General features: G+C 53.6%; 12 protein-coding genes and 1 pseudogene. 10 read left to right on the forward strand and 3 right to left on the reverse strand.

The annotated features are described in order from the left end of the window. Positions 1-12: 12 nt before the first annotated feature. The 5 genes and pseudogenes from ACFQ0N_RS00595 to ACFQ0N_RS00615 all read left to right on the forward strand — a co-directional run bounded on the left by ACFQ0N_RS00595 (position 13) and on the right by ACFQ0N_RS00615 (position 9,012). Positions 13-2,751, forward strand: a complete 2,739-nt coding sequence (locus tag ACFQ0N_RS00595; protein WP_379322402.1) for a glycoside hydrolase family 78 protein — start codon at positions 13-15, stop codon at positions 2,749-2,751. Between the two features lie 186 nt (positions 2,752-2,937). Continuing rightward, positions 2,938-3,123 (forward strand): annotated as a pseudogene (locus tag ACFQ0N_RS00600) (hypothetical protein); the annotation flags it as partial. 321 nt (positions 3,124-3,444) lie between these two features. After that, positions 3,445-5,403, forward strand: coding sequence for a putative thiazole-containing bacteriocin maturation protein (locus ACFQ0N_RS00605; RefSeq protein ID WP_379322403.1), 1,959 nt, complete (start codon positions 3,445-3,447; stop codon positions 5,401-5,403). Next, positions 5,400-7,358: a TOMM precursor leader peptide-binding protein gene (locus ACFQ0N_RS00610; protein ID WP_379322404.1), complete on the forward strand. Its 1,959-nt coding sequence runs from the start codon at positions 5,400-5,402 to the stop codon at positions 7,356-7,358. The genes ACFQ0N_RS00605 and ACFQ0N_RS00610 overlap by 4 nt, the downstream gene beginning before the upstream one ends. Positions 7,359-7,395: 37 nt before the next feature. Continuing rightward, a complete protein-coding gene (locus ACFQ0N_RS00615) occupies positions 7,396-9,012 on the forward strand; it encodes a SagB family peptide dehydrogenase (protein WP_379322405.1) in 1,617 nt (538 codons plus the stop codon). Positions 9,013-9,079: 67 nt separating this feature from the next. Here ACFQ0N_RS00615 and ACFQ0N_RS00620 read toward each other — a convergent pair whose 3' ends face one another. Continuing rightward, positions 9,080-9,472, reverse strand: a complete 393-nt coding sequence (locus tag ACFQ0N_RS00620) for a hypothetical protein (RefSeq protein WP_379322406.1) — start codon at positions 9,470-9,472, stop codon at positions 9,080-9,082. A 255-nt stretch (positions 9,473-9,727) separates the two neighbouring features. Between ACFQ0N_RS00620 and ACFQ0N_RS00625 the strand changes: the two genes are divergently transcribed. The 4 genes from ACFQ0N_RS00625 to ACFQ0N_RS00640 all read left to right on the forward strand — a co-directional run bounded on the left by ACFQ0N_RS00625 (position 9,728) and on the right by ACFQ0N_RS00640 (position 20,757). Next, positions 9,728-17,971 carry a glycoside hydrolase family 94 protein gene (locus ACFQ0N_RS00625; protein WP_379322407.1) on the forward strand — a complete coding sequence of 2,748 codons (8,244 nt, stop codon included), beginning with the start codon at positions 9,728-9,730 and terminating at the stop codon, positions 17,969-17,971. 142 nt (positions 17,972-18,113) lie between these two features. Then, positions 18,114-18,620: a PH domain-containing protein gene (locus tag ACFQ0N_RS00630; RefSeq protein WP_379322408.1), complete on the forward strand. Its 507-nt coding sequence runs from the start codon at positions 18,114-18,116 to the stop codon at positions 18,618-18,620. Then, entirely contained in the window at positions 18,607-20,115 is a 1,509-nt protein-coding gene (locus ACFQ0N_RS00635; RefSeq protein ID WP_379322409.1) for a PH domain-containing protein, read from the forward strand. The genes ACFQ0N_RS00630 and ACFQ0N_RS00635 overlap by 14 nt, the downstream gene beginning before the upstream one ends. Before the next feature lie 72 nt (positions 20,116-20,187). Next, positions 20,188-20,757: a DUF4825 domain-containing protein gene (locus ACFQ0N_RS00640; protein WP_379322410.1), complete on the forward strand. Its 570-nt coding sequence runs from the start codon at positions 20,188-20,190 to the stop codon at positions 20,755-20,757. Between the two features lie 57 nt (positions 20,758-20,814). On the opposite strand, the gene ACFQ0N_RS00645 is transcribed toward ACFQ0N_RS00640, so the two are convergent. Both ACFQ0N_RS00645 and ACFQ0N_RS00650 read right to left on the reverse strand, forming a co-directional pair. Continuing rightward, positions 20,815-21,963, reverse strand: coding sequence for an AI-2E family transporter (locus ACFQ0N_RS00645; RefSeq protein ID WP_379322411.1), 1,149 nt, complete (start codon positions 21,961-21,963; stop codon positions 20,815-20,817). A gap of 128 nt (positions 21,964-22,091) precedes the next feature. Beyond that, positions 22,092-23,165 (reverse strand): M42 family metallopeptidase, encoded by a 1,074-nt coding sequence (locus ACFQ0N_RS00650; protein WP_379322412.1) that lies wholly within the window; start codon positions 23,163-23,165, stop codon positions 22,092-22,094. A gap of 201 nt (positions 23,166-23,366) precedes the next feature. Here ACFQ0N_RS00650 and ACFQ0N_RS00655 point away from each other — a divergent pair, with 201 nt between their 5' ends. Beyond that, on the forward strand, positions 23,367-25,046 hold the full coding sequence (locus ACFQ0N_RS00655) for a hypothetical protein (protein ID WP_379322413.1): 1,680 nt from the start codon (positions 23,367-23,369) through the stop codon (positions 25,044-25,046). Positions 25,047-25,082: the final 36 nt, after the last annotated feature.

Below are 25,082 nucleotides of genomic sequence, written 5' to 3' on the forward strand. Positions count from 1 at the left end.
GGAGGATCTGATATGGAAGCGATGCAAGCATTGCAAGCGCTGCGATTGCGCACAGAGTTTTTGGATAATCCGCTGGGAATTGATGTAACCGAGCCGCGGCTCGGCTGGATCGCAGACGGTCAAGGCCGCAGAGGCGCAAGCCAGACAGCATACCGCATCCTCGCAGCGACATCTCTGGAGAAGCTGTCTCACGATGAAGGGGATTTGTGGGATAGCGGAAAAGTGGATACCGACCAATCGCAGCATATTGAATACAGCGGACTGCCGCTTGTTTCTGAGCAGCAAGTCTATTGGAAGGTTCGGCTATGGGATGAGAACGGTCTTTCGGGAGCCTGGAGCGAAGCTGCGATGTGGTCGATGGGACTGCTGGCCCGCGATGAGTGGCAAGGAATGTGGATTGGCTGGAAAACCAGCCATCGGCCGACTAAGGAGCAGCCGAAGCCGACGATCTATTTGCGCCGCGGGTTCCAAGTCACGAAGGCGATCAGGCGGGCAACTGTATATGCAACCGCTCTGGGAGTCTATCAGCTCTACCTGAATGGCGAGCGCGTAGGCGATGATGTTTTTTCTCCTGAATGGACGGATTATCATGTCCGGGTGCAGTATCAGACCTACGACGTCAGCGCCATGCTGCAGCAGGGTGAGAATGCCGTCGGGGCGATTGTTGGTCAGGGCTGGTATGCCGGCTATATCGGCATGTACGGATACCAGAAGTATGGCATGGATCCGTCCTTTATGATGCAGCTTAACATCGAATATGAGGATGGGACGACGGCTAACGTCGCAACGGATGCCGCGTGGCGGGCCTCCTTCGGAAAGATTATATGCTCCGATCTGCAAATGGGAGAAACGATCGATGCGCGAAAGGAGATTCCCGATTGGAACAATATCGGCTGCAATGAGAACGGCTGGGCGCCAGTCGATTTCATGTACGATTACCGCGGCTGGCTCGTCTCGCAGCTTTCCCGTACGATCCGGGTCACTGAGCGGCGCAAGCCGAAGTCAGTCAGCAAGCTGCCGGACGGACGCGTATTGATCGATATTGGGCAAAATATGGCCGGATGGATTAAAGTAACGTTGACTGGAGAAGCTGGAAGCGGCTGTACGTTCCGCTTTGGCGAAGTGCTGGACGCCGAAGGCGAGCTTTATACGGAAAATCTGCGCTTTGCCCGCCAGACAGACAGCTATATTTGCCGGGGCGGCGGAAGCGAAATATTCGAGCCCTCCTTTACGTATCACGGCTTTCGCTATGTCGAAGTGAGCGGCAGCGATTTCATTATCGAAGACGTAGAGGCAATCGTCGTTCATTCCGATCTTCCGCAGTCGGGGCAGCTGGAAACGTCCAACCCGCTGCTGAATCAGCTCATTAGCAACGTCCGCTGGACGCAAAGAGCGAACTTTATGAGCGTGCCGACAGATTGCCCGCAGCGCGACGAACGTCATGGCTGGACGGGAGATGCGCAGATTTTCGCGGCAACCGCGGCTTACAATATGGATGTATCGGCTTTCTTTGCCAAGTGGATGGTCGATCTTGAGGATGCGCAGCAGCCAACAGGCGCATTTACAGACTTTGCTCCTTTTATTTTTGGGCCGAAGACGGAATTTAATAATGATTTTACGTATACGCACACTGCATCTTCGGGCTGGGCGGATGCGCCGATTATCATTGCTTGGGCGATGTATCAAACCTATGGCGACAAGCGGCTTTTGAGCAAGCATTACGATGCGATGCGGCGCTGGGTAGCATTCAATGAAAGGCAGCATCCGGACGGCATTCGCCGGGATATTCCGCAATATGGCGATTGGCTGTCCGTGAACGAGCGTCCCTTCGAGGAAGTGATCGCTGAATTTGGCCGGATGGTCAGCCACCACTCTACCACGCCATATGATATTTTCTCTACTGCATACATGGCCTACAATGCCAAACTGCTGGCCAACATAGCAGAAGTGCTCGGCAAGAATGAGGAACGGGAGCGGCTGTTGGTACGTTTTGCTCATATTTGCCAAGCGTTCACAGCGGAATTCGTCTCCGCCGACGGCAAAATTAAAGGCGACACGCAGACGGCTTATGCGATGGCGCTGGAGATGGAGCTGCTGCCGGAGGAGCTGCGCCCCCAAGTATTGAACCGGCTTATCGAAAAAATTAAAACGGCCGGCATGGCGACGACCGGTTTCCACGGTACGAAGTTTATGATGAATATGCTGGCAAACTACGGTTACACGGAGCTTGCTTATGAGCTGCTGCTCAGAGAGCAGTATCCTTCCTGGCTTTACTCTGTACATCAAGGCGCGACAACAATATGGGAGCGTTGGGACGGCTGGACACATGAGCGCGGCTTCCAGCGGCCGGGAATGAACTCATTTTCTCATTTTGCTTTCGGGTCTGTCGGTGAATGGATGTATCGCCACATAGGCGGCATCGATCTTGACCCGAGTGGGCCGGGGTATAAAAAGATACGGATCGATCCGAAGCTTGGCGGCGGTTTGACATCGGCCAGCTGCTGCTACGACTCACTCTACGGGGCAATCGAAGTGGAATGGAGGCGGCAAGGCAATACTTTCGATATGAAACTTACGATTCCTGCGAATACGACAGCCGAAGTAGCTATCCCGTCGATAGCAGGCTCCGAGGTGCTGGAGAGCGGCATGCTCGCGCATGAGTCTTCGGGCGTACAGCTGCATAAGCGGGGGCCGGAAAGAAGTGCATATTTGGTCGCTTCCGGCAGATATCATTTCAGTTCTATCGTGTAGATTGGATGTAAAAAGGACTGCTCCCTTGACGTTTTTTGTTGAGGGCTCGGTCCTTTTTTCGTTATAGGCATCTGACTTAGTAACACATGCGGAGGTTTGATCATAAAAATATCGTGTCGAGGCGGAAATCGGCGTTCAGACTACTCGGCTAAACATTAGCTGAGCTTATAAATGGAGGTATTGGTGATGAATGAATTTCAAAACGAACTGCAAGGATTAAACGTAGGACAATTTAATGCGAGCGGATTAACGCCCGCCCCAGGGCAATTTCAGCAAGCTCAGCTAGGCCAGGGAGATCCGCGGCTGTGTGTAGGCATAGGCATTTGCTTCTTTTGTACCGGATTTTGCACAGGATTTTGCTCTTGCGTCAACTGTTTCCGTTGTTCGAACTGCTTCCGTTGTTCGAATTGCTTCAATTGTTCGAACTGCTTCCGTTGTGGGGGCTGCGCTCGCTGCCGTTAGGGTGAGAAAGAGGCTCAGGAAGCGGCCTGATACAACTGCATAGCTTCTGAACCGATTTTGCCCTGGCAGACCTGCCGGGGCTATTCCTTTTTTGTTCCGGCTGCAGCGATCGTCAAGATGCAGGAATGAAGGACAAATAGGGCTACATATCATGAAAGGGATAATGAGTTTGGAGCGGCTGGCTTGCGATTATTGGCCGTAGGTCAAATAAATTTTTGGGAGGAATAGCGCTTGAACCCTTCTGCACGATTGAAAGTGAAAGGAGACACTTTTTTTCTCCCCGACGAGAATGGCGGCGTCTATTTTCGGAACAATACGGGATCGTTCAGGATGGATGGCGATTCGATCGATCAATGGATTGAAAAATTGCTGCCGATGCTGAACGGGGAATATACGATGGGAGAGCTGACAGACGGTTTGCCTCCCCTGTACCGCGAACGGGTTGAAACGATTGCCGGAGTATTGTTAAACAACGGTTTTGTCCAGGATACGAGCCTGGACAGAGCGCATGAGCTTTCTGCGGAGACGCTGCGGAAGTATGCGGGGCAAATTGAGTTTCTGGACAGTACGGGCGGTTCAGGGGCAGCGCGGTTTCAGTCCTACAGGCAGGCCAAGTTGCTTGCGGTCGGTTCTGGCCCGATCTTTGTCTCTCTTGTTGCGGCGCTGCTTACATCCGGAATGCCGCGTTTTCGCATGTTGATTACGGATCCGGCAAAAACAGACCGGCAGCGAATTGCTGATCTTGCTGCGCACGCGCGGCTGACAGACAGTACGGTTGAGCTCGAGGAGGCTCAGTGGCCGGCGGATCGCAGTTTGAGTACAAGTTCGAATTGGCAGGAGGCAATCCGGCCTTTCAGCACAGTGCTGTATGTTTCGCATGAGGAGGAGCTCTCCGCTTTAAGGGCGCTCCACGAAGCGTGCCGCGCAGAGCAGAAAGCTCTGATCCCTGCGCTTTGTTTGCGGCAAGCGGCAATGGCAGGTCCGGTGGTCCGGCCTGATTCACCGGGCTGCTGGGAATCGGCATGGCGCCGCATCCATCGTGACTTATTGGGGGATGAGCAAAAAGCGGAAGCAGCTTCCCCAGCTTCCTCTACGGTTGAAGCGATGCTGGCAAACATCATTGTCTTTGAAGGGATGAAGCTGGAATCCGGAATTATGGGGACCGAACCTAATCATTCCTTTTATTTAATGGATGCGGAGACGCTGGAAGGGGCATGGCATCCTTTTCACCCTCATCCATTAGTGAGCAAGCTTCCGGCCATTAAAGCGCTGCCCGCTTTCGAGCTGCCCGCTGCCGGCGGTAGGACAGCCGATTCGCCAGATAAATTGCTGGCTTATTTCAGCGGGTTAACATCAAGGGCGACTGGCATTTTTCACAGATGGGACGAAGGGGATACGAGGCAGCTTCCGCTTTCGCAGTGCCGCGTGCAGGCCGTAGATCCGTTAACGGCTGAGCCGGCCCCGCTGCTGCCGGAACTGATATGCGCCGGATTGACACATCACGAAGTGCGCCGGGAAGCCGGCATGGCGGGAATTGAATCCTATGCGTCGCGGCTTGCGGTTTGGCTTGCAGAGGAGGGCTTGCTGCCGCGTATGCCGACGGGCTGGGGGATCGGCGCAGGGGAGACTGTGGAAGAGGGGATTTGCCGCGGCCTGCTCCACTCACTGAGTGAGGAATTCGAAAGAAGAGCGAAGAGCGAAAGGCCTTCCATTTATCCTGTGCAGGTGTACAAGGCTGAGGATGAGCACAGTGACTATTATTTGCGTTCCTTGGCAACCATGCAGGGACCGCCGATGATAGGCCGCGGCGCGGATATTGCCGGTTTCCCGACAGTTTGGGTCGGTACAAACGGCAGCTGGTATGGCGGTATAGGCTGGAACTGTACGGCAGCGTTGAACATGGCGCTGCGGCAAGCGCTGCAGCAAGCCCAGAACGGCGTATCTTCTACTGGAAGACATATGGTTCAGCTGCCTGCCGCGGGCGTAAAGATCGAGGAGGTGCCGGCGCAAGTATTGACAATCGGGGCCTATGATGCGCGCGAACATGGCATGGCACTGCAGTCTGCTTTGCAAGTAATAAAGCGGGAGCGAATGCGGCTTCAAGTTTATGATATATCGGTTGAACCGTTTCTGAAGGAGGAACTGGCCGGCGTATTTGCAGTGTCATTGGGAGAGGAGGCATCCAGTTGAGCGCGATTGTAGCAATTGTTGGATCAGGCTCGCTTGCCGAGCTGGTTGCTGAGGAACTGGGCTCTTTTTCTGCAGGGAAATATTTTTTAGTGCGTCAAGAAGACTTTAGCGACGGTCTGTCGGCAGATGCTGCCGATTTGGTGCTGGTGGTCAGCGACGGCTGGAAGCCTGCCCTGCATCTTGAAGCGGAAACCATTTGTCGGCAGAAGGGGACGCCATGGCTTCGAGGCTTCATTGCTTTTGGCGAAGGAATAATCGGACCGCTCGTCCGCCCAAATAGCCAGGGATGCTCACAATGCGCAGATATGCGGCTTTTGATGGCTGGCAGCGACCGTAAAGAGACATGGGCGCTGCAGCGGAGGATGTCGGCGCAAGGCGGGGTCCAGCGGGATTGCTGGGCGACCGACAACGGGCTGCGGCAGATGGCGAGCATGATCGGCGCAGAGGCACGTCGTTATCTGCAGGGGGATGACCCGGCGCGGGCAGACCGGATGCTGCTGCTGCAAATGCAAACGTTGAAGTGTTCCTCGCACTTCTTTTTACCTGACCCGCTCTGTGGATTCTGCAGCAGTATACCCGATGATTCCAAAGAAGCGGCCCGCATCGTTTTGCGCGAAAACCCGAAGATCAGTGAAGAGCGCTACCGCGTACGTTCGATGGATCAGTTGAAAAAAGTGCTTGAAGCGGATTATTTGGATGCACGGTCGGGGTTTCTTAATGTGAAAATGATCGACCTGGTGTCGCCATTCGCCGATGCCAGCATTAATTTGCCGTTATTTTCAGGAGACGAGGGCTGCGCAGGCCGGACAAATTGCTATGAAGACAGTCAAATGACGGCCATATTGGAAGGGCTGGAGCGTTACTGCGGACTGTCCCCGCGGGGTAAAAGAAGCGTTGTCCGCGACAGTTACCGCAATCTAAGCAAGGATGCGCTCAATCCATTGCAGGTAGGCGTACATTCGAAGGAACAGTACGAGGCTCCGCATTTTCCATTTCAACCGTTTGATGCTGACAAAATAATGGATTGGGTATGGGGCTATTCTTTTAGAGAGGAGCGGCCGATCCTCGTTCCCGAGTTGCTGGCCTATTACAGCGCAGGCTGCGGGCACGGCTTTGTCTATGAAACATCCAACGGCTGTGCCATGGGAGGAAGTCTGGAAGAGGCCATCTTTTACGGCATACTGGAGGTTGTGGAGCGCGATTCGTTCCTGCTGACCTGGTACGCACAGCTGCCTCTGCCGCGCATCGATCCGTATTCATCCGGCGATCTGGAAATGAATCTGATGCTGGACCGCTTGCAGGCAGTGGCAGGTTATGATATTCATCTGTTCAATTCGACGATGGAAACCGGCATTCCGAGCTTGTGGGCAATCGCAAAAAACCGGAAGCAAACAGGGGTAAATCTTGTTTGTGCGGCGGGCGCTCATCCCGATCCGTTGCGGGCGGCAAAAAGCGCGATTCACGAAATCGCCGGCATGCTGATGACGGTAAGCGAAAAATTCGAGCAGAGCCGTCAGCAGTATGAAAGCATGCTGGACGATCCTTTTCTGGTTACGGAAATGGAGGATCATTCGATGCTGTACGGCTTGCCGCAGGCGGAGGAGCGGCTCCGCTTTCTACTGGACGATAACCGGCCGTTGCGGTCGTTTGCGGAGGAATTTGCCGCGCCGGCACGCAATGCGGATCTGACCGACGACTTAAAGGCGCTGCTGCACCGATTAACCCAATCCGGTCTGGATGTCATTGTTGTGGACCAAACGGCGCCGGAAACGCTGCGAAACGGGCTGCATTGTGTGAAAGTGCTCATCCCCGGCATGCTTCCGATGACGTTCGGACATCGTTTAGTCCGGCTCGAAGGATTGGAGCGGGCGTTGACGGTGCCGGCGCAATTGGGCTATACATCGGAATCTTTGACCCCCGATCTTTTGAATCCGTATCCGCATCCGTTTCCATAAGAAGTTGATTCCGGCATTTTCGGGAAGGAGGCAGCCTATGTTGCTCGATGCTTTTTTACGCCAATTGCATGATGAGCCGGATCAAATAAAGCCTGCAGATTGGATGCCGGACTGGGAGGATGCGCCGCTTCCATATAAGCTCTATCGCAGCCTGCCGATAATTCCGCTATCAAGAGAGATTCCGTTCACGCTTAAGGAGAAAGAGCAGCCAGAACTGCAAAATTTGCCCGATCTTCGCACAGTTGGACATTTTCTCTATTATGTATTCGGCCTGACACAATTGACCCAGTCTGTTCTGCCCGGTTTCTCAGCGTATGGGGAAGCTGGAGAGAGCATACTGCAAAGCTGCCGGCGTTTCGTCCCTTCTGGCGGAGGGCTGTATCCGAGCGAGCTTTATATCTATTTGAAAATAGATGATTTGCCGGCAGGTCTCTACCATTATGATGCCGCTCACCATCGGCTTGTTATGCTGCGCGAGGGCGGATTTGACGATTACTTGAGCAAGGCGCTCGGAGACCGCTGTGAAATGAGCCGCTGCTTTGGCGCTGTATTCATTTCAACTTTTTATTGGAAAAATTTTTTCAAATATCACAATTTCTCTTATCGTCTGCAAGGATTGGATGCCGGAATCGTCATCGGCCAGCTCCTGGAAGTAGCCAAGCGGTTTGGGTTTGAGACAGCAGTATGCTTTCAATTTCTCGATAGGGCGGTAAATCACTTGCTCGGTCTCTCAGATCAGGAGGAGGCGGTATACGCAGTCATTCCGCTGGCCTCTGACGGTGCTGCTTTCCGGCAAGCTCCCCCCGATGAGCGGGATGGAGGGACAGAAGTTACTGCTTCGGCGTTATGCCAGGAAATTGACGAGGTTCAACATACACAGTACATCCGCTCGCGACAAATCGTGGACTGCCCGATGCTGTTGCAGGCGAATAAGGCAGCGCGGCTGGAATCGACCCGCCAGTTTCGGGACATTGGCATGATGAGAGAAGGGCACTCACGTTTTAGGAATGCCGCCTCTGCTTCAGTTGTTTTGCCTCATGCCGAACGGATGTCCTATGATTTGGCGGATGCTTGCCGGAACCGCTTCTCGCCGGAAGTAGAATTTACCCGGAAGCCGGTCAGCCTAACTCTACTCTCCCAACTGCTGCGAGAGACGGCGGAATCGTTTGTTTACCGCAATGATCTGGACGGTTTTGCTTTCAACCGGGAGCCTCGCCTACAGCTGACAGGCTGTTTCTATGGCGTTGAAGGCATTGCTGACGGGGCCTATTGCTACGATGCCGAAGAGCATCGACTCGAGCAGCTGCGAACAGGAGATTTGCGCTTCCTGGTGCACCAAACGATGTCTATACCTAATATTAATACTTTCCAGGTGCCGCTCAGCTTCCATGTTGCCGGCAGCCGGGAGCAGCTTGCCCGCCAGCTTGGTTATCGCGGTTATCGTATTCAGCAGATGGAGGTGGGAATGCTTGTCCAACGCTTGCTGCTTGCTGCATCTGCCGCTGGACTTGGAGGGAGGCCGCTTCTAGGCTATGACGTGCCGGCAAGTGATGCGATTTACCGCCTGTTTTCACGCGGGATGACCGGGCTTATTTATGTACCGGTGGGCGCTTTCCGGCAGCGTTTGCGACTGGAAGGGAGCCTGAGCCGTTGAACCGGATTAACGCCGACGGCCGAATATATACCATCAAATTCGGCCGTTGGCGCAGCGGCATTTATGTTTACATCCAAGGGTCATGCATGCCATCAGAACAGGATGAACAGCCGTCATGAGTAAATGGCATATAGCCATGCTCGTAAGGGTGGATCATCATAAATTCATATTCATGCCTCAAGTGGTCATACATCATAGGCATAGATTCATGCTCCCACGGATGACAAGGATGAACCATCATAGGCTCGCACTCCCAAGGATGAACCATTGCGGGCATGCAGCCGTCCCAGGGATGAACCATCGCCGGGGCACACTCATATGTGGCTGGCATGACCATTTCCGGATGATGACCATGGTGGTGGCCGTGATGATAATCGTGATGATGACAATGGCAATCTCCCTCGTGAGTACTGTATGCGTGTTGCAGGTTTAAATTTGGATTCGGATTTGAAATCGTCATAAGAAACCTCCCTTTCGTCATATCCCATATTATGCTAAACCTGAAAAAAGGGCACTTGCCCCAATAAAATGGGCGGTATGAAATGAAAAATATAATCGCTCCGCTTCTTTAGGCTGATGAGCTTATCATCAGTCTCTTCGTTCGCCGTCGAATAAAAAACCCCCGATTAGGAAACAATCATTCAGACTACTACATATTTCCTTGCCGCTGAAAGCAAAGGAATAAGGCAACACATTACACTATACGGAGGCATCTATGGTTTCTTACGACGAACAGCTCCGTCAGAATGCGAGAGAGCTTGCACTTCAACATACTCCTGTACAGAGCCGTCTGGCTTCTAGACCGCTGTGGAAAGCCTTTTATGACGATATGGATCAGCTGGAATCGTTTGTCCGTCTGCTGAATGAAAGCCCCCCCGGCTGTGCGCAATCCGCTGAGGAGTGGCTGCTCGACAATGCAGAATTTTTGGAAGAACAAGCGATCGGCATCAAAGAGCGTCTGACCGATGCAAGCTTGCGCGAATTACCGGTGCTGCGCAATAAGGATGGACGAGCGCTGCGCATAGAAGCTGCCTGCCGGGCTTATTTGGATTCGGTAGATAATATGTTTGATGAAAATACATTTGTGACTTATATGAACGCCTATCAGGAAGTCTCGGTGTTGACGCTGGCAGAGGTGTGGGCGCTGCCGCTTATTATGCGCATGACGATGATCGGCCGCCTTTCCGATTTAATGGAAGCCGTGCGCGAGCGGAAGGAGGCGTGCCTTTCGGTTGAGCAGTTTTTGCAGCATATTGAGCCAAGCAAGCTTGATTCGGAACAGCTCACTGCGGCTCTCGACGAGGCCGGCCAGCATCATCCGCTATCCGGACCGTGGGTCGTTCATTTAATCAGCCATTTGCGCGAGTGGGCAGACGACGCCGCAAGCGTGCGTGAATGGCTGCTTTACAAACTGGAGAAAGGCTCGGAGGATTTGAACCGGATTATGTCCTACGAGCATAAGCTGCAGGCTGGCTTCCAGCTCAAAGCCGGTCGTCTGATTGGCGGCATGCGCGAGCTGGAGCGTCTGGATTGGGAGATGATGTTCGGGCGCATCAGTCTTGTTGAGAAAACGTTGCAGGAGGACGCTTCCGGCGACTATCCTTTGCTTGACGCTCCGAGCCGCGATCAGCTGCGCAAGCGAGTTGGGATCATCGCGGCAAGACTTCGTGTGCCTGAGCCGCAGATTGCGCGGCAAATCGTTTTGCTGGCGCGCAAAGCGCGCGACCTTGCACTCGCCGATCAGGCTGTTGCTGCCGATTCGTCCCGAAAGCTGCTGCCGCGCAATACGTTTCTAGCCTATTACTTGCACGAAGCTGATGGACTGCATCAGCTGCGGCAGACGCTGCGCACATATAGTGAGCCGGATCGCGGCCAAGGGTTCCGTCCCTCAAAGTATCCGGTCAGAACTTATTTTTCAATGCTTGGACTTTTTTTCGGACTGGCTTTATTTACGATGGCTCTCTGGATGGGCAGCGCTGCTGCTCCATTATCGATTGCCGGAGCAGCCGCCATTGTCGGGGCATTGATTTTTCCTGCAAGCGAATGGGCAGTCGTCTGGCTCCATTACGCGATTGGCTGCACCATTCGTCCCAAACCGCTGCTTCGCTACAACTTTTCAGCCGGTATCCCTGAGGAGGCGGCAACGATGGTCGTTATTCCGGTCATCTGGTCTTCGCGTGAAGGAATAGACGAAACCGTCAGCCGGCTGGAGCTGCACTACTTGGCGAATCGGGATCCGCATATCCAGTTTGCCATTCTTGGCGATTACACTGATGCGCCCGAGGCTGTCATGCCTGGCGACGAGCAATTGCTGCAATATGCGACCGAGCAGATTCAGAGACTTAATAGGCGATATCCGCGCGAGGATAAGCCGGCGTTTCACTTTTTTATCCGTGAGCGGAAGTGGAATGAAGCTGAGAATGTGTTCATGGGGTGGGAACGCAAGCGGGGAAAACTTGCAGAATTTGCCGAGCTGCTGCAAGGACGCGGAGCGGGTACAAGTTTCACGGTAACTACCGCATCAGCCGAGGAACTGGCGGCGATCCGCTATGTGATTACGCTGGATGCGGATACGCAATTGCCGATAGGCAGTGCGGGGCGCATGATCGGCACCATGCACTTGCCTTATAACCGCCCGCGTCTGAACAAGTCCGGGACAAGGGTCGTGGAAGGCTACGGCATGCTGCAGCCGAGAATTGCCATCAGCTATGAAGGGGCGCGGCAATCGCGATTGACGAGGCTGTGGTCGGGCGATCCGGGAATTGATCCTTATGCCTTTGCCGTATCCGATCCGTATCAGGATGCTTTTGGTCATGGGATATTTACAGGAAAAGGTATTTTTGATGTGGAAATCTTTGCCCATTTGCTCCATGAGCGAATACCGGAAAACCGGGTACTAAGCCATGACTTGCTGGAAGGCGGTTTTATGCGCACCGGCTTGCTGGCCGATATTGAATTGATTGATGATCATCCCGCGAAGTTTAATACCTATCAGCAGCGACAGCATCGCTGGATACGCGGCGACTGGCAATTGATTTGCTGGCTGGCGCCGCGGGTATGCGACCGAAACGGTGTGCCGCGCCCCGTCGATCTCCCGCTCGTAACGCGCTGGCAGATGGTGGACAATTTGCGGCGGAGCCTGATGCCGCTTGTTTATTTCGTCTTGCTGGCTTTGGGCTTAACAGTGCTGCCGGGTAATCCCGGCTCATGGTTTGCCTTAATAGGTCTGACGATGCTGCTGCCGATCATTCGCCAGCTGGCGGATTTGCCAAGAGCGGGCTGGCAGGGCAGGCATTTGCTGTCCGGCTTGTCGCATGTTGTCGTTGCCGCCTGGATGCTGCCTTTCCAATCGGCTTTACTGGTTAATGCGGTAAGTAAAACCGTCTACCGGTTAGCGATCAGCAAGCGTCATCTGCTGGAATGGGTCAGTTCGGCCGATGTGGAGCGGCGCAATCGCCGCGCAGGACAACCTGTATTGAACGGTATGCCGGGGGGCTATACCTTCATCGCACTGTTCGCGATCGCCGTGCTCGCCCAGCCAGCTATCGGCTGGCGCATAGCCGGCTGGGCATTGTGCCTGATATGGGCTTTCGCACCACTGTGCGCCAAATGGCTGGATCAGCCGATCCCTGAGCGGAAGAATGTGCTAAGACCCGAGCATCAAACAAAAATGCTTGAGCTCGCGCATCAAATTTGGAGCTTTTACGCCGATTATGCAGGACCGCGCGATCATTATTTGCCACCGGATAATGTACAGCTTGATCCGCCTAACGGAGTTGCCCATCGCACGTCTCCGACCAATATCGGTTTTCTGCTGACGGCCATTTTGAGTGCGCGGGATTTTTGCTTTATCCGCACGCATGAAATGATTGACCGCCTGGAAAAAACGATCGGCACGATTGAGCGAATGGAAAAATGGAACGGCCATCTTTACAATTGGTATGACACGGTGACCCTTGCGCCACTTCCGCCGCGCTACGTTTCTACTGTCGATTCCGGCAACTTCGTCGCCAGCCTTATAGCTGTCAAGCAAGGCGTACTGGAATGGTTGAAACATGATCGTCCGGAGTACGGAGGCGGCATGCAGCCCGCTTCCGCTGCCGGGCTTGCGGAATTTGCCGTCGAATTGTCGCCGGAGGCGTCGTCTGATGCCGATTTGCTGTCCGCCTATTGGATGAAGCGCGCCGAGCTGCTGATTGAAAGGCTGGAGGCGCTCATTGCTGCCACAGATTTTCAGGCATTATACGATGGCCGTTCCCATTTGTTCACCCTCGGCTTCCATGGCGATTCTGGAACCCGTGAGACCATACTTTACGATTTGCTGGCATCCGAGGCCAGACAAACGAGCTTTGTAGCGATCGCCTTGGGCCAGATTCCGGTCTCCCATTGGTTTCGGCTGGGCCGCTCCATTATTAAGCAGGGACCATACAAAACATTAGTGTCCTGGTCCGGGACGATGTTTGAATATATGATGCCATGGCTGCTCATGCGCACTTATGAGGAGACGATTTGGGACAGCACCTATCGCGGGATTGTAAAGCGCCAAATTGAATATGGGCGAGAGCACGGGGTACCGTACGGGATTTCGGAATCCGGCTATTATGCATTTGACCACCAGATGAATTATCAGTACAGGGCTTTCGGCGTACCCGGACTTGGCTTCAAGCGCGGACTGGAAGAGGATCTTGTGCTCTCTCCCTATGCGGCGATCATGTCGCTCCCTTATGCGGTTGAGGAAGGCATGTCTGCCCTGGAGCAGATGGAGGAGCTTGGCGCGCGCGGCCAATATGGATTTTATGAGGCGATTGATTTCACTGCCGCCCGAATGCCAGCAGAACACAAGTATAAAACGATTCGCAGTTATATGGCGCATCATCAAGGAATGAGCTTGCTGACGCTGGCCAATCTATTGCTGCCGAAAAAAATGTACGATCGCTTCCATGCCGATAAACGGGTCGAGGCCGCAGAGCTGCTGCTGAAGGAACGCATTCCGGCAAGAAGCGCTTCGGTTATCAAGCGGCTGGTGCAGCGTCCGCATGTTCGTTCGGCCGTGCATGAGCCGACAGCGCCGTTGCGCGATTTCAGTTCGGCCAAGACGCTTCTGCCTGAGGTAGCTGTTTATGGAAATGACAGCTTTTCTTCAGTGGTGACAAACAGCGGGGGCGGCTTCAATATGATGGATGGAATTGCCGTTACGCGCTGGCGCGAGGACCCGGTGATGGATCAATGGGGGAGCTTCCTGTATATCCGCGACCTGGATGCAGACCGCTTGTGGTCGCCTTCCTACCAGCCATGCAAAAGCGCGCCGGATGAGCAGCATATCGAATTTACATTAGAAAAAGCGCAGTTTACACGCAAAGACGGCGATATAAGAACGAAGCTGGAGATTAGTGTACCTGCTGACTTTCGGGCGGAGATCAGGCGGCTGACGCTAACCAATGGCGGCAGCAAGGAACGTTTGCTGGAGGTAACAACATATGTGGAAGTAGTGCTGACCAGCCCTGTTGCAGACGAGTCGCATCAAGCGTTCAGCAAGCTGTTTATCGAGACCGAATATGTGCGGGAGCAAGAAACATTGCTGGCGCGCAGACGTCCGCGCGAAAGCAGCGATCGGCCAATGTGGGCTGTCCATGCGCTCTCTGTGGATGGCAGAGCGGTGGGTCCGGCAGAGTTTGAAACGAGCAGAAGCCGCTTCATCGGGCGCGGCAATACGATGGCAGAGCCGCAAGGCATCGGCAGCCGTCTTCAGGGAATAACCGGCGCAGTCGCCGATCCGGCACTTATAATGCGCAGACGGATATCTGTAGCGCCGGGAGCATCGGTGCAGCTGTATATGATTACCGGGGCTGCCTATAGCCGCGACGACGCGCTCGCAATGGCCCGGGGCCTGTCGCAGAGCTATCAAATTGAACGCGCATTTCAGTCCAGCTGGACGCGCAACAAGATTGAACAGCGGCATCTCAATATCAGTTCTGCCGATGCAGTATTATTCCAGCGGCTCGCAGGAAGAGTTTTATATGCGGCGCCGCTCAGCAGGGAGCAGCAAGTCAGTTTGAGGAAGAACAAGCAAGGGCAGCCGGGGTTATGGGCGCACGGAATATCCGGCGAACGGCCGATTATTCAGGTGAGAATTGCCGATGCGACAGGGATGCCGTTCGTAACGCAGCTGCTGCAGGGCCATCAATATTTGCGCCGGATGGGTATTGCATTTGATTTGGTCGTGCTGATTGCCTCCAATGATAGCTATCAGCAGGAATTGCATGATGCGCTGCAGCGAACGCGAGAGCAGATTTCAAGCCAGCATGACCATTACGCGGGAACAGTGGTCTTACTACCGCTGGACCGGCTATCTGTGGAGGAGCGGGATTTATTCACTGCAGTGTCAAAAGCAATATTGCGCGCAGATGGTCCAAGCTTGAAGGCGCAGCTGCGTGTGGCGTTTCCTGAGCGGATTCTTGCTGAGCCGGCGGCCATGCCGGCACGGATGCCGCTTGAAAGCGGCCAGCAGGTCAAGCTGGACGAGAAGTCGCTGTTGTTTTTTAACGGCTGGGGGGGCTTCAAGCCAAGCGGGAAAGAATATGCGATCGCGGTAGAGGCAAAGCGTTATTTGCCCGCGCCATGGATAAATGTAATGGCCAATCCGGTCTTTGGCACATTTGTGTCGGAGCTTGGAACGGGCTATACCTGGTGGCGCAACAGCCGCGAGTGCAAACTGACGCCATGGTCTAACGATACAGCCTTGGACAAGCCTGGTGAAGTCTGCTACCTTCGCGACGAGAGCAGCGGCGCCTACTGGCCGTTCGCGATGGCCAGAGGCGGGGAGTTTCCGGCATATCAGGTGGTGCACGGCCGCGGTTATAGCCGGTTCAGTCAAGCCTTTAACGACCTGCAGCAGCAGCTGACAATGTATGTTCCGCTCCATGATCCGGTCAAATTGATGCGGCTCGAGCTGACGAACTACGGCTCGGCGGCGCGCACAGTATCATTTACCTATTACGCGGAATGGGTGCTGGGCGTTCGCCGTGAAGGCAATGCCGCGTTTCTTGTAACGGAGTGGACGGGGGAGCAGATTTTGATGGCCCGCAACGGTTTTCAGGATACGTTCCGGGAAGCGACAGCTTTTCTGGCCTTTGGCGCATCTGAAGAGCTTGGGGAGGTGTCGTATTCTTCCGACCGCGGCGAATTTATCGGGCGCGGCGGCGCCATTGAGCGTCCTGATGCAATGGGGAGGGCGAACCTCTCGAACCAGGCCGGCACGCAGTCTGACGGCTGCGGGGCGATTCGGACGACCGTTGAGCTTGCTCCGGGAGCGTCGCGTACGGTTTATATTTTGCTTGGCTGCGCCGCATCGCCTGATGAAGCGGGCCGGCTGGTCAACCGCTATCGCACCTATGACGCATGCGAGAGTGCTTTTAAAGAGCTGCAGCAGTTTTGGACAGCTGCGCTTGAGCAGGTGCAAGTAGCGACGCCGAGCCGTGAAATGGATTTGATGTTGAACAATTGGCTGCTGTATCAGACGCTCGCCTGCCGGATGTGGGCCCGCACCGCCTTCTATCAGGCCGGAGGCGCCTATGGCTTCCGCGATCAGCTCCAGGATTCGCTTGCAATGCTGCACAGCAAGCCGGACATTACGAGAGCGCAAATTTTGCTTCACGCTTCGCATCAATACGTGGAAGGCGATGTACAGCACTGGTGGCATGAAGAGACAGCGCGCGGTATCCGCACTCGCTTCTCGGATGATCTGCTGTGGCTGCCGTACGCCGTGTCCAGGTATGTAGAGCATACAGGCGATCATTCCATTCTGGACGAGCTTGCCCCTTACTTGACGAGCGAAACGCTGCAGGACGGGGAGCAAGAACGGTATGAAGCCACGGTGCAATCAGGCCATTCGGGGCCGGTCTATGAGCATTGCATCCGCGTAATCGAGCGCAGTCTCACTTATGGCGAGCATGGCCTGCCGTTATTTGGCTGCGGAGACTGGAATGACGGGATGAGCCGCGTCGGCATTGAGGGCCGCGGTGAAAGTGTATGGTTAGGGTGGTTCTTGAGCGATATTTTGCAGCGGTTTGCTTCGATTTGCGAGCAGAGGGGAGAGCTGGAGCGGGCAGAGCGCTACCGCGCCGAACGGGCCAAGGTCGCTGAGGCGATTAATGTGCACGGCTGGGATGGACAATGGTATCGGCGGGCCTTCCACGATAGCGGCGAGTGGCTCGGCAGCGCAGCAGGAGCCGAGTGCCGCATCGACGCTATTGCCCAATCATGGTCTGCCTTATCCGGGGCAGGCGAGCCGGATAAAGTCAGAACGGCGATGCAGTCCTTTGATCGTGAGCTGGTCGACCGCAGTCTGGGCGTCGTTGCTTTACTGACGCCGCCTTTTGATCAGTCGGATCCAAGCCCCGGATATATTCAAGGCTACCCGCCTGGATTGCGGGAGAATGGCGGCCAATATACGCATGGGGTGCTGTGGAGCATCGCTGCATGGTCCGAGCTTGAGGAGGGCGATAAAGCTTTCGAGCTGTTCCATATGCTCAATCCGATCACACATACAAGAACAGCGGGCGAGGTTCAGCGTTATGCAGGCGAGCCCTATGTCATGTCTGCCGACGTCTATACAACGGACCCATTGAAGGGGCATGCGGGCTGGACATGGTACACCGGAGCATCGGGCTGGATGTATCAGGTAGGCCTCGAATCGATTCTCGGCGTCACAAGACGGGCCGATCAGCTGTTTATTCGTCCGTGCATTCCGCGGAGCTGGCCGGAATATTCGGTTAATTACCGGTTTGGCAATGCGCAATTCCACATTACAGTCTACAATCCGCAAGGAAAAATGACCGGTGTAAGCAAAATGACCATCAATGGCATTGAGGCCGATCTGGCGGAATACAGGCAGGAGCAAGGCGTGGCAATTAAGCTTGACGAAACTGTATGGTCCAAGCGGATTGAAATAACGATGTAAAAAACTCCTTCATTTCACGTTTTGCATTTGCAAAGCGCGAGGTGGGGGAGTATTTTTTTACCTCTCCAGACAGTTAACATACTTGCTGAGATATGCTATTGTAACAAAAGATAAATATAAAGAGCAGTCTGGAGGGATACCGGTGAAGCTTGACTATGAACAAAATACTAGCGACGAGGCGCAGCTGCACAAAATAGACGAACGAGCTTTGCGGGTGTGGCGGCTATCAGGATGGATTTCCGCAGGCGTATATGCCGTAATTGTCATTGTACTGCTCGTCCTCACGTGGCGGTTCGATTGGCCGATTTGGATTGTAATAGCAGCAGCGCTGGCAGCTGTTATAGGAGCTTATTTTGAGATTGGCGTTATTCCGCCGATTCGTTACAGGCAATGGCGCTATTTGGTTACCGAGCATGAAATTTCGTTGCGGCACGGCATTATTGTGCGCAAGCGGACGTTAATTCCGATGATTCGCATTCAGCATGTCGACTCGAAGCAAGGGCCGCTAATGCGCGCTTTTGGCCTGGCGTCTGTCACCTTTTCCACCGCAGCCGGAAGCCATGAAATCCCGGCATTGACTGAGCGGACTGCGGAAGAGGTACGGCAGCGAATAGCACACTTGGCGAGGTTGTCCGATGAAGAGATCTGATGAACAATCCTTGCAGCAGCTGCGCCGTCTTCATCCCATTTCCATTCTGTTTTTTATAGTGAAATCAGCCAAAGATCTGGTCTATCCGTTAATCGCCTTTCTGGTCACAACTGTTTTTCGCGGAGAGGTTAATTTTGTTTGGCTTGTCGCAATGATCACATTTTTTGCTGTTTTGCTTATAGTAATGGGCTTGCTGCAGTGGCTCCGTTTCGGCTATATGATTGAAAACGGGGCATTAAAGGTGGAGCATGGCGTCTGGGTCCGGAAAAAAATATGGATATCCCGCGATCGTGTCCAATCGGTCGATACAAGCGCCGGGCTCTTTCATCGCCCATTCGGACTAGTTAAGCTGCAAGTTGAAACGGCAGGAGGCAAAAAGCCGGAAGCGATATTGTCGGCGATTGCGGCCGGGCAGGCGGAACAAATTCGGGCAGAGCTTGTCCTGCCGCGGATGGCAGCAGCTCAGAAGCCGGCGAATGAGATGGATGAGCGGCTGAACGGACAGACCGCTGATCCTGCAGCCGAAACGCCGGCTGCTCATAAGTTGGAAGCGGCGGCGGACCAGGTCAGGTCTGTAATCCCGCTCAAAGATCTGCTCGTTTACAGCTCAACTTCCGGGCAGATCGGGATCGTGCTTGCTGTGTTCGGTACCGTTTTTTCGCAGCTGGATAAGCTGCTGAAGGGAATAGACTTGTGGGGCTTTATGCAGCGCTTTTTTGGCCCGACATGGGGGATTTGGGTTGCGGTGATCGTCCTGCTGCTTGCATGGGTGACCGCGTTTATAGCCACCGTGATGACAGAGTACAATTACACGTTGACACTAAAGGATGACAAGTTGGTCATTGAAAAAGGGCTGCTGGAGCGCAAGCATATTACAATTGCGCTTGAGCGGATTCAAGCCGTTCATCTCGTAGAAAATATACTGCGCCGTCCCTTCGGATATGTCTGCATTCGAGTCGTTACGGCAGGTTACGGCGGGAAGGACGGCAAGACCGGACTGCTGTTTCCGGTTATAAAAACTTCCGAGGTCGAAGCATTTTTAAGCCGGTTTGTCCCGCAAGCGATTACGCCCGCAAAGTGGCATACGATCGAGCGGCGCGCGTTGCGCAATTATTTGCTGATACCGGTCACTGTATCGCTGCTCGTCATCATTGCCCCGATCGTTTTCATACCGGATCACTGGGGCTGGCTCTCGCTTCTGCTGCCGCTAATCGCGGCCTGGTGGAGCGTGCTCCGCTTCCGTCAGGCCGGCTGGTCGCTCGATGACAACCAGCTTGCAGTGCGTATGGGCGGTTTTACAAGACAAACGGCTCTAATGCCGAAACAGCGCATTCAATGGCATCAGGTGACGCAATCGCCGTTCCAGGTCCGACGGAGGCTGGCTACTTTCCGTGTAGCTCTTGCCTCCGGCGGGGCACAAGCCCATTTCTATATTCGTCATGCCGGCGTTCAAGCTGCACAGCAAATATCAGCCTGGCTTTCTGCACGAAAATAACTTGACCTAAACTGCTTGTCTCATTTATAAAGCTTGCCGGTTATTCAGTCAAAATGAGGAGAAATGAAGACGATGGATCCTATGAAGCGAGTCAATATTGTCATAATTGCGCTATTTACCTGCGGTTTAATCGGTCTCATCTTGATTGAGCTTGGCATTGCACCCGGTGTAGAATCGCGCGAGCAGCAATTAGCCAAGGAGCAGCGCCTGCCGAAGACGCATCATATCGAGGAAGTACTGAAATATCGACATGATAATATGGGAAATGCTGCGAATATTACGAGGCTAAATAGCGAGCTGCCGCTCGGTTATGTTGACCGCACTTATTCATTAGATTCTGAACGGCTGGCAATTAACATTAAGTTTGCGAGCGATGCGGCATCAATTGGACAGGAGCTTGTCGAGCAAGCGCTGCTCTATAATTCAACGGCCAACTTTGCCTTGATCGGCAATTTGCAGACAATCCGCTATCAATTCGAAAATGCTGCCTATACTGTAGAGCGCCGGCAAATAGAGGCGCTCTATGGCAAAGAGCTTTGGCGCTTGCTTGAGGGGAACCGATGGTCGGAGGATGTGCAGCGGCAGCTTAGCGATACCGAATTTATTCATCAGTTTTTAGACAGTCTGAGCACAGCCAAATAGCTTGCCAAATGAAAAGCCGTCTTCCCAGCAGTCGCAGCTGCGGAGAAGACGGCTTTTCTACCTATTTGTACTTTCAGTTTCGTAAAGTCTGGAGCGAATTTTGAACCATTGAAAAATATGTGACACAACGACCTTGAGCACGGCGTAACCCGGGACTGCAAGAATAATGCCAAAGATGCCGAAGAGCTTGCCTGCGGTCAGGATGACGAAAATGATTGTGACCGGATGAATGCGCAGTGTTTTGCCCATAATTTGCGGCGATATGAATTTGCCTTCAATCAGCTGAACAATTGTCCAGATTGCGATCATTTTCAACAGCATGGCCGGCGAGGTTACTGAGGCAACAATTAGTGCGGGTGTAATGGCGATCGCCGGACCAAGGTACGGAACTACGCTGGTGCATGCTGCTGTGATTGCGAGAACAAGCGAATAATCCAGTCCGATAATCAAATAACCGATATAAAGGAGCGTTCCTATACAAAAGCTGACAATAATTTGTCCGCGGATATAGGAGCTGATCTGGTGATTCGTTTCTTTCAGGATGGTTCCGGTCTCGGCGCGCAGCGCATTGGGAATAAAGGATAATATGAAGCCCGACAGCTTCTTGCCATCCTTAAGCAAGTAGAACAGCACGAAAGGCACAGTGACGACGGCGAGCACAACTTCGGTAACAGCACCCAATATTCCTCCTAGCCGCGTCCAGGTGTTCTGCAATAAAGCGGTCGCCCATTTGCTGATATTAGCAGTAATATCAATACTCTCTACACCCAAAGCAGACTGTACTTCATTGAAAAACTTGCTGCCGATCAATTCACGGAACTGCCGTTCGACTTCTATACCGTAGGCCGGCAAGTTCTCGAGCAATCCGTTGATTTGCTCGCGGATAAGCGGTACTACTGCCAGCACGATTAGCGCGATAATAGCAATTAGCAGCAAATAGAGTGAAAGAATTGCAAAAACGCGTTTAATGCCCTTCCTTTCGAGAAAATCAACTAGCGGGTTAAGCAAATAATAAACGACGCCAGTAAGCAGCAGCGGCAGCAGAAGTGTCTGCACGAGGACGACGAACGGCGTGAAGACGAACGAGATTTTCGTCAGTACAAAAATATTCACACCGATCAGCAACAGGACTAGCAGAAATAGGACGAAGCGGTTGTTGAGAAAAAATAGTTTGAAGCGGTTGTACCATGCGCGATTGTTATCCATAACATTGAACCTCCACAGCCTGTAGCTTCTTCTATTTATTATTATACGGGCTAATATAGATATGCGGCTCAAAAAAATAAAAAAACAGCGCAATCCGGCTCCATGCCGGTCACGCTGTTTCTATAAAGTTATTCGAATGAAGTTAATGTTTGCAGCAGGCTGCGGTCCGACTGCTTGACCAACTCGACCAGCAGCTGCTTGGCAGCGGCATAATCATCGGTATGAATCATCGAGGCTGCTGTATGGATATAGCGCGCGCTCAGACCTAGAGCAGCTGTAGGAACGCCTTGTCCATACAGATGGACGCGCCCGGCGTCTGTCGCGCCTGGCGACACAAAGTATTGATACGGAATGCGGTGGGTATGGGCGATGTCCAGAATAAATTCGGTCAATCTGCGGTTCGGCACGATAGAGCTGTCCAAAATGCGGATGAGCGTGCCTTCGCCGATCCGGCCGAACGCATATTTGTCGCCGCCCGTATCGTTGGCCGGGCCCGCATCCAGCGTATAGCAAATATCGGGCTGGATAAGCGCAGAGGCTGTTTGGGCGCCGCGCAGTCCAACCTCCTCCTGAACGGTTGCGCCTGCATATAAAATGTTCGGGAGCTTCTCATTTTTCAAATCTTTCACTAATTCGAGCGCAAGTCCCACGCCGAAGCGATTGTCCCAGGCTTTGGCAAGTATTTTTTTGCCCCCGGCAAGCGGTGTGAACGGGCATACCGGAACGATCGATTGACCTGGCTGGACGCCCATCGCGATGGCATGCTCTTTGTTATCTGCTCCAATATCGATAAACATAGCAGCAATGTCGATTGGCTTGCTGCGCTGCGCTTCATCAAGCAGATGGGGTGGAGTAGAGCCAATGACACCGATAATTTTGCCCTGCTTGGCATTGATTTCTACCCGCTGCGCGAGCAGCACCTGGCTCCACCATCCGCCTAGTGGCTTAAACTTGAGCATGCCATTATCCATGATGGCCGTTACCATAAAGCCCACTTCATCCATATGGCCGTTGACCATAACTTTCGGGCCGCTGCTGTCTCCGCGAAGCACTCCGAACAGGCTGCCGAGCCGGTCCATGACAAGCTCGGAGGTGTGCTTCTCAAGCTCGGAGCGCATAAAGCGCCTGACTTCGTCTTCATAGCCCGGCGCGCCGTGCATCTCGGTCAGCGCACGGAACATGGCTAAAGTATCTTGTTCCATAGGAGGCCTCCTTAAAGGTGTAAATATGGTTATGTAATGTAATTATTACCTTAACCATTCCTGCAGACACTGTCAATGTACGATGGACGATCGTCAAGAAAGCTAATATAAGGACAAAATTTTATAATGGAGCGGCTGAAGCTAACAACCTATAATGTGAGACAGTCATCAACTAAAATGCCAGAGGCGGGTGAAGAGACAATGAAATCGCAACGAAACGACAGTTTGCAAACGGTTACAAATGAGTTTGAAAAGCACTATGCGGCCCGTGCTGCCGCGAGCGCAACGGGGAAGCTGGAAGAACGGCCCGGCCGGGGGACGATCGGCAATTTATTGCCGCTATACTGTAATCGCCATTCCAGCTATTATGCGAGTAAAGCGCTCGAGGAGGAGCTGCGCATGGGTGCTGCCGGCATGCTGGCCTCGCAGCATGCGAGCGGCTGCATATCGCTTGCCAATTGCAATATTGATTCTCCGCCGGATACTGCGTTTGCCGTTCATGCGATTGCCGTGCTCTATCAGCTGGCAGACCGTTTCGGACCGGACACGGCTTGCCTGAGAGAGGTAAAAGACGCGCTGGCGCTTTTCCTGAAGCGGGCGGAGCCATGCTTGCTGACCGGGGGCATCCATACGCCCAACCATCGCTGGGTTATGGCCGGCGCGCTGGCCAAGATGTATGAATTTACCGGCGGGGATGAACGCTATCGCCAGCGGGCTTTTCAATATATCGATGAAGGTCTTGATTTGACGGCCGACGGGGAATGGACGGAACGAAGCAATGCATTTTATAACGGCGAGATTGCGATGCATTTTTATCATGCCGGCACGATTTTTGGCCATGAACCGATACTAGAAGCGATTCGTCACAATCTGCTTATGATGCGATATATGCTGCACGATGATCATACCATTGTAACGGATTATTCCGGCCGGCAAGATTTGGGCACCGTGCAAAGGTTCAGAGACACCTATTATATAGCCAGCCATCTTATGGCCTCCTATTACAAGGATGATCAGCTGGCGGCACTTGCTGCGATTACAGAGCTGTCTTCGGCGAAGGGCTGGCTTGCGCTGGCCTATTGGCTGCTGGAGGAGGAACGAATGGAGCTGCACGACCCTCCGGCACTGAGCGATCGTTACACGGTGCTGCTGGGCGAAGGGGTGAAGACGGCTGTTCCGACTCAAATTCCATATTTGGGCCAGCGTGAACGATTTCCGCATGGCGCTTCCGTGCTGCGGCACCGGAACGGCAAATTAAGCGTGACGGCGATGGCCGGCCAGACGAATCTGCTGGCCATTCAATATGGAGCGGCAAGAATGATCGGACTCAAGCTGACGGCGGGATGGTTCGGGGTAGCAGGCATTGCTTTCCCGACCATTCGCAAAACTGCCGTGCGTTCGGAATATGAGCTCGACATTGAGCTGGAGGGCTGCTATTTTGCTCCGCTGCCGCGGGCGCATACCGAAGGATTGAACGGCAGATATGCGGATATGCCCAATCATCTGCGGGCCAAAACGCATGTTCAAATTTTGCCGATTATGGTACGTTTGACGATGCTGGAGGATGGAGTTGCCTTACGTGTCGTTTCGGAGGAGACGCCGAATATTTATTTGCAGCTCGTCTGCATGTTCGATAAAACCGGAACTGTAGCGGGCGACGGGTTGGAGATTGACCCGGCTACGCAGGTGCGGATGCTCAAAAACGGCGATGCCCTGTTCAGCCGGGGTACGGATCATATTCGGCTCTCGGCAGGATCATGGGAGCATCCGGATATCGTATCCCGCAACGATGTTGTCGCAGATGCGCTTAATGTAGCCATCAATTGGCAGACGCCTGCGAACCGGTTGTTTACGATTCAGGGCTTTAGTGCCGGGGAATAAGAGCGAGAGAGGCAGTCCGGGCAAGTCACTGTTGTG

The sequence above is a fragment of the Paenibacillus sp. GCM10027626 genome (assembly GCF_042676285.1).
Lineage (GTDB): Bacteria > Bacillota > Bacilli > Paenibacillales > Paenibacillaceae > Paenibacillus_Z.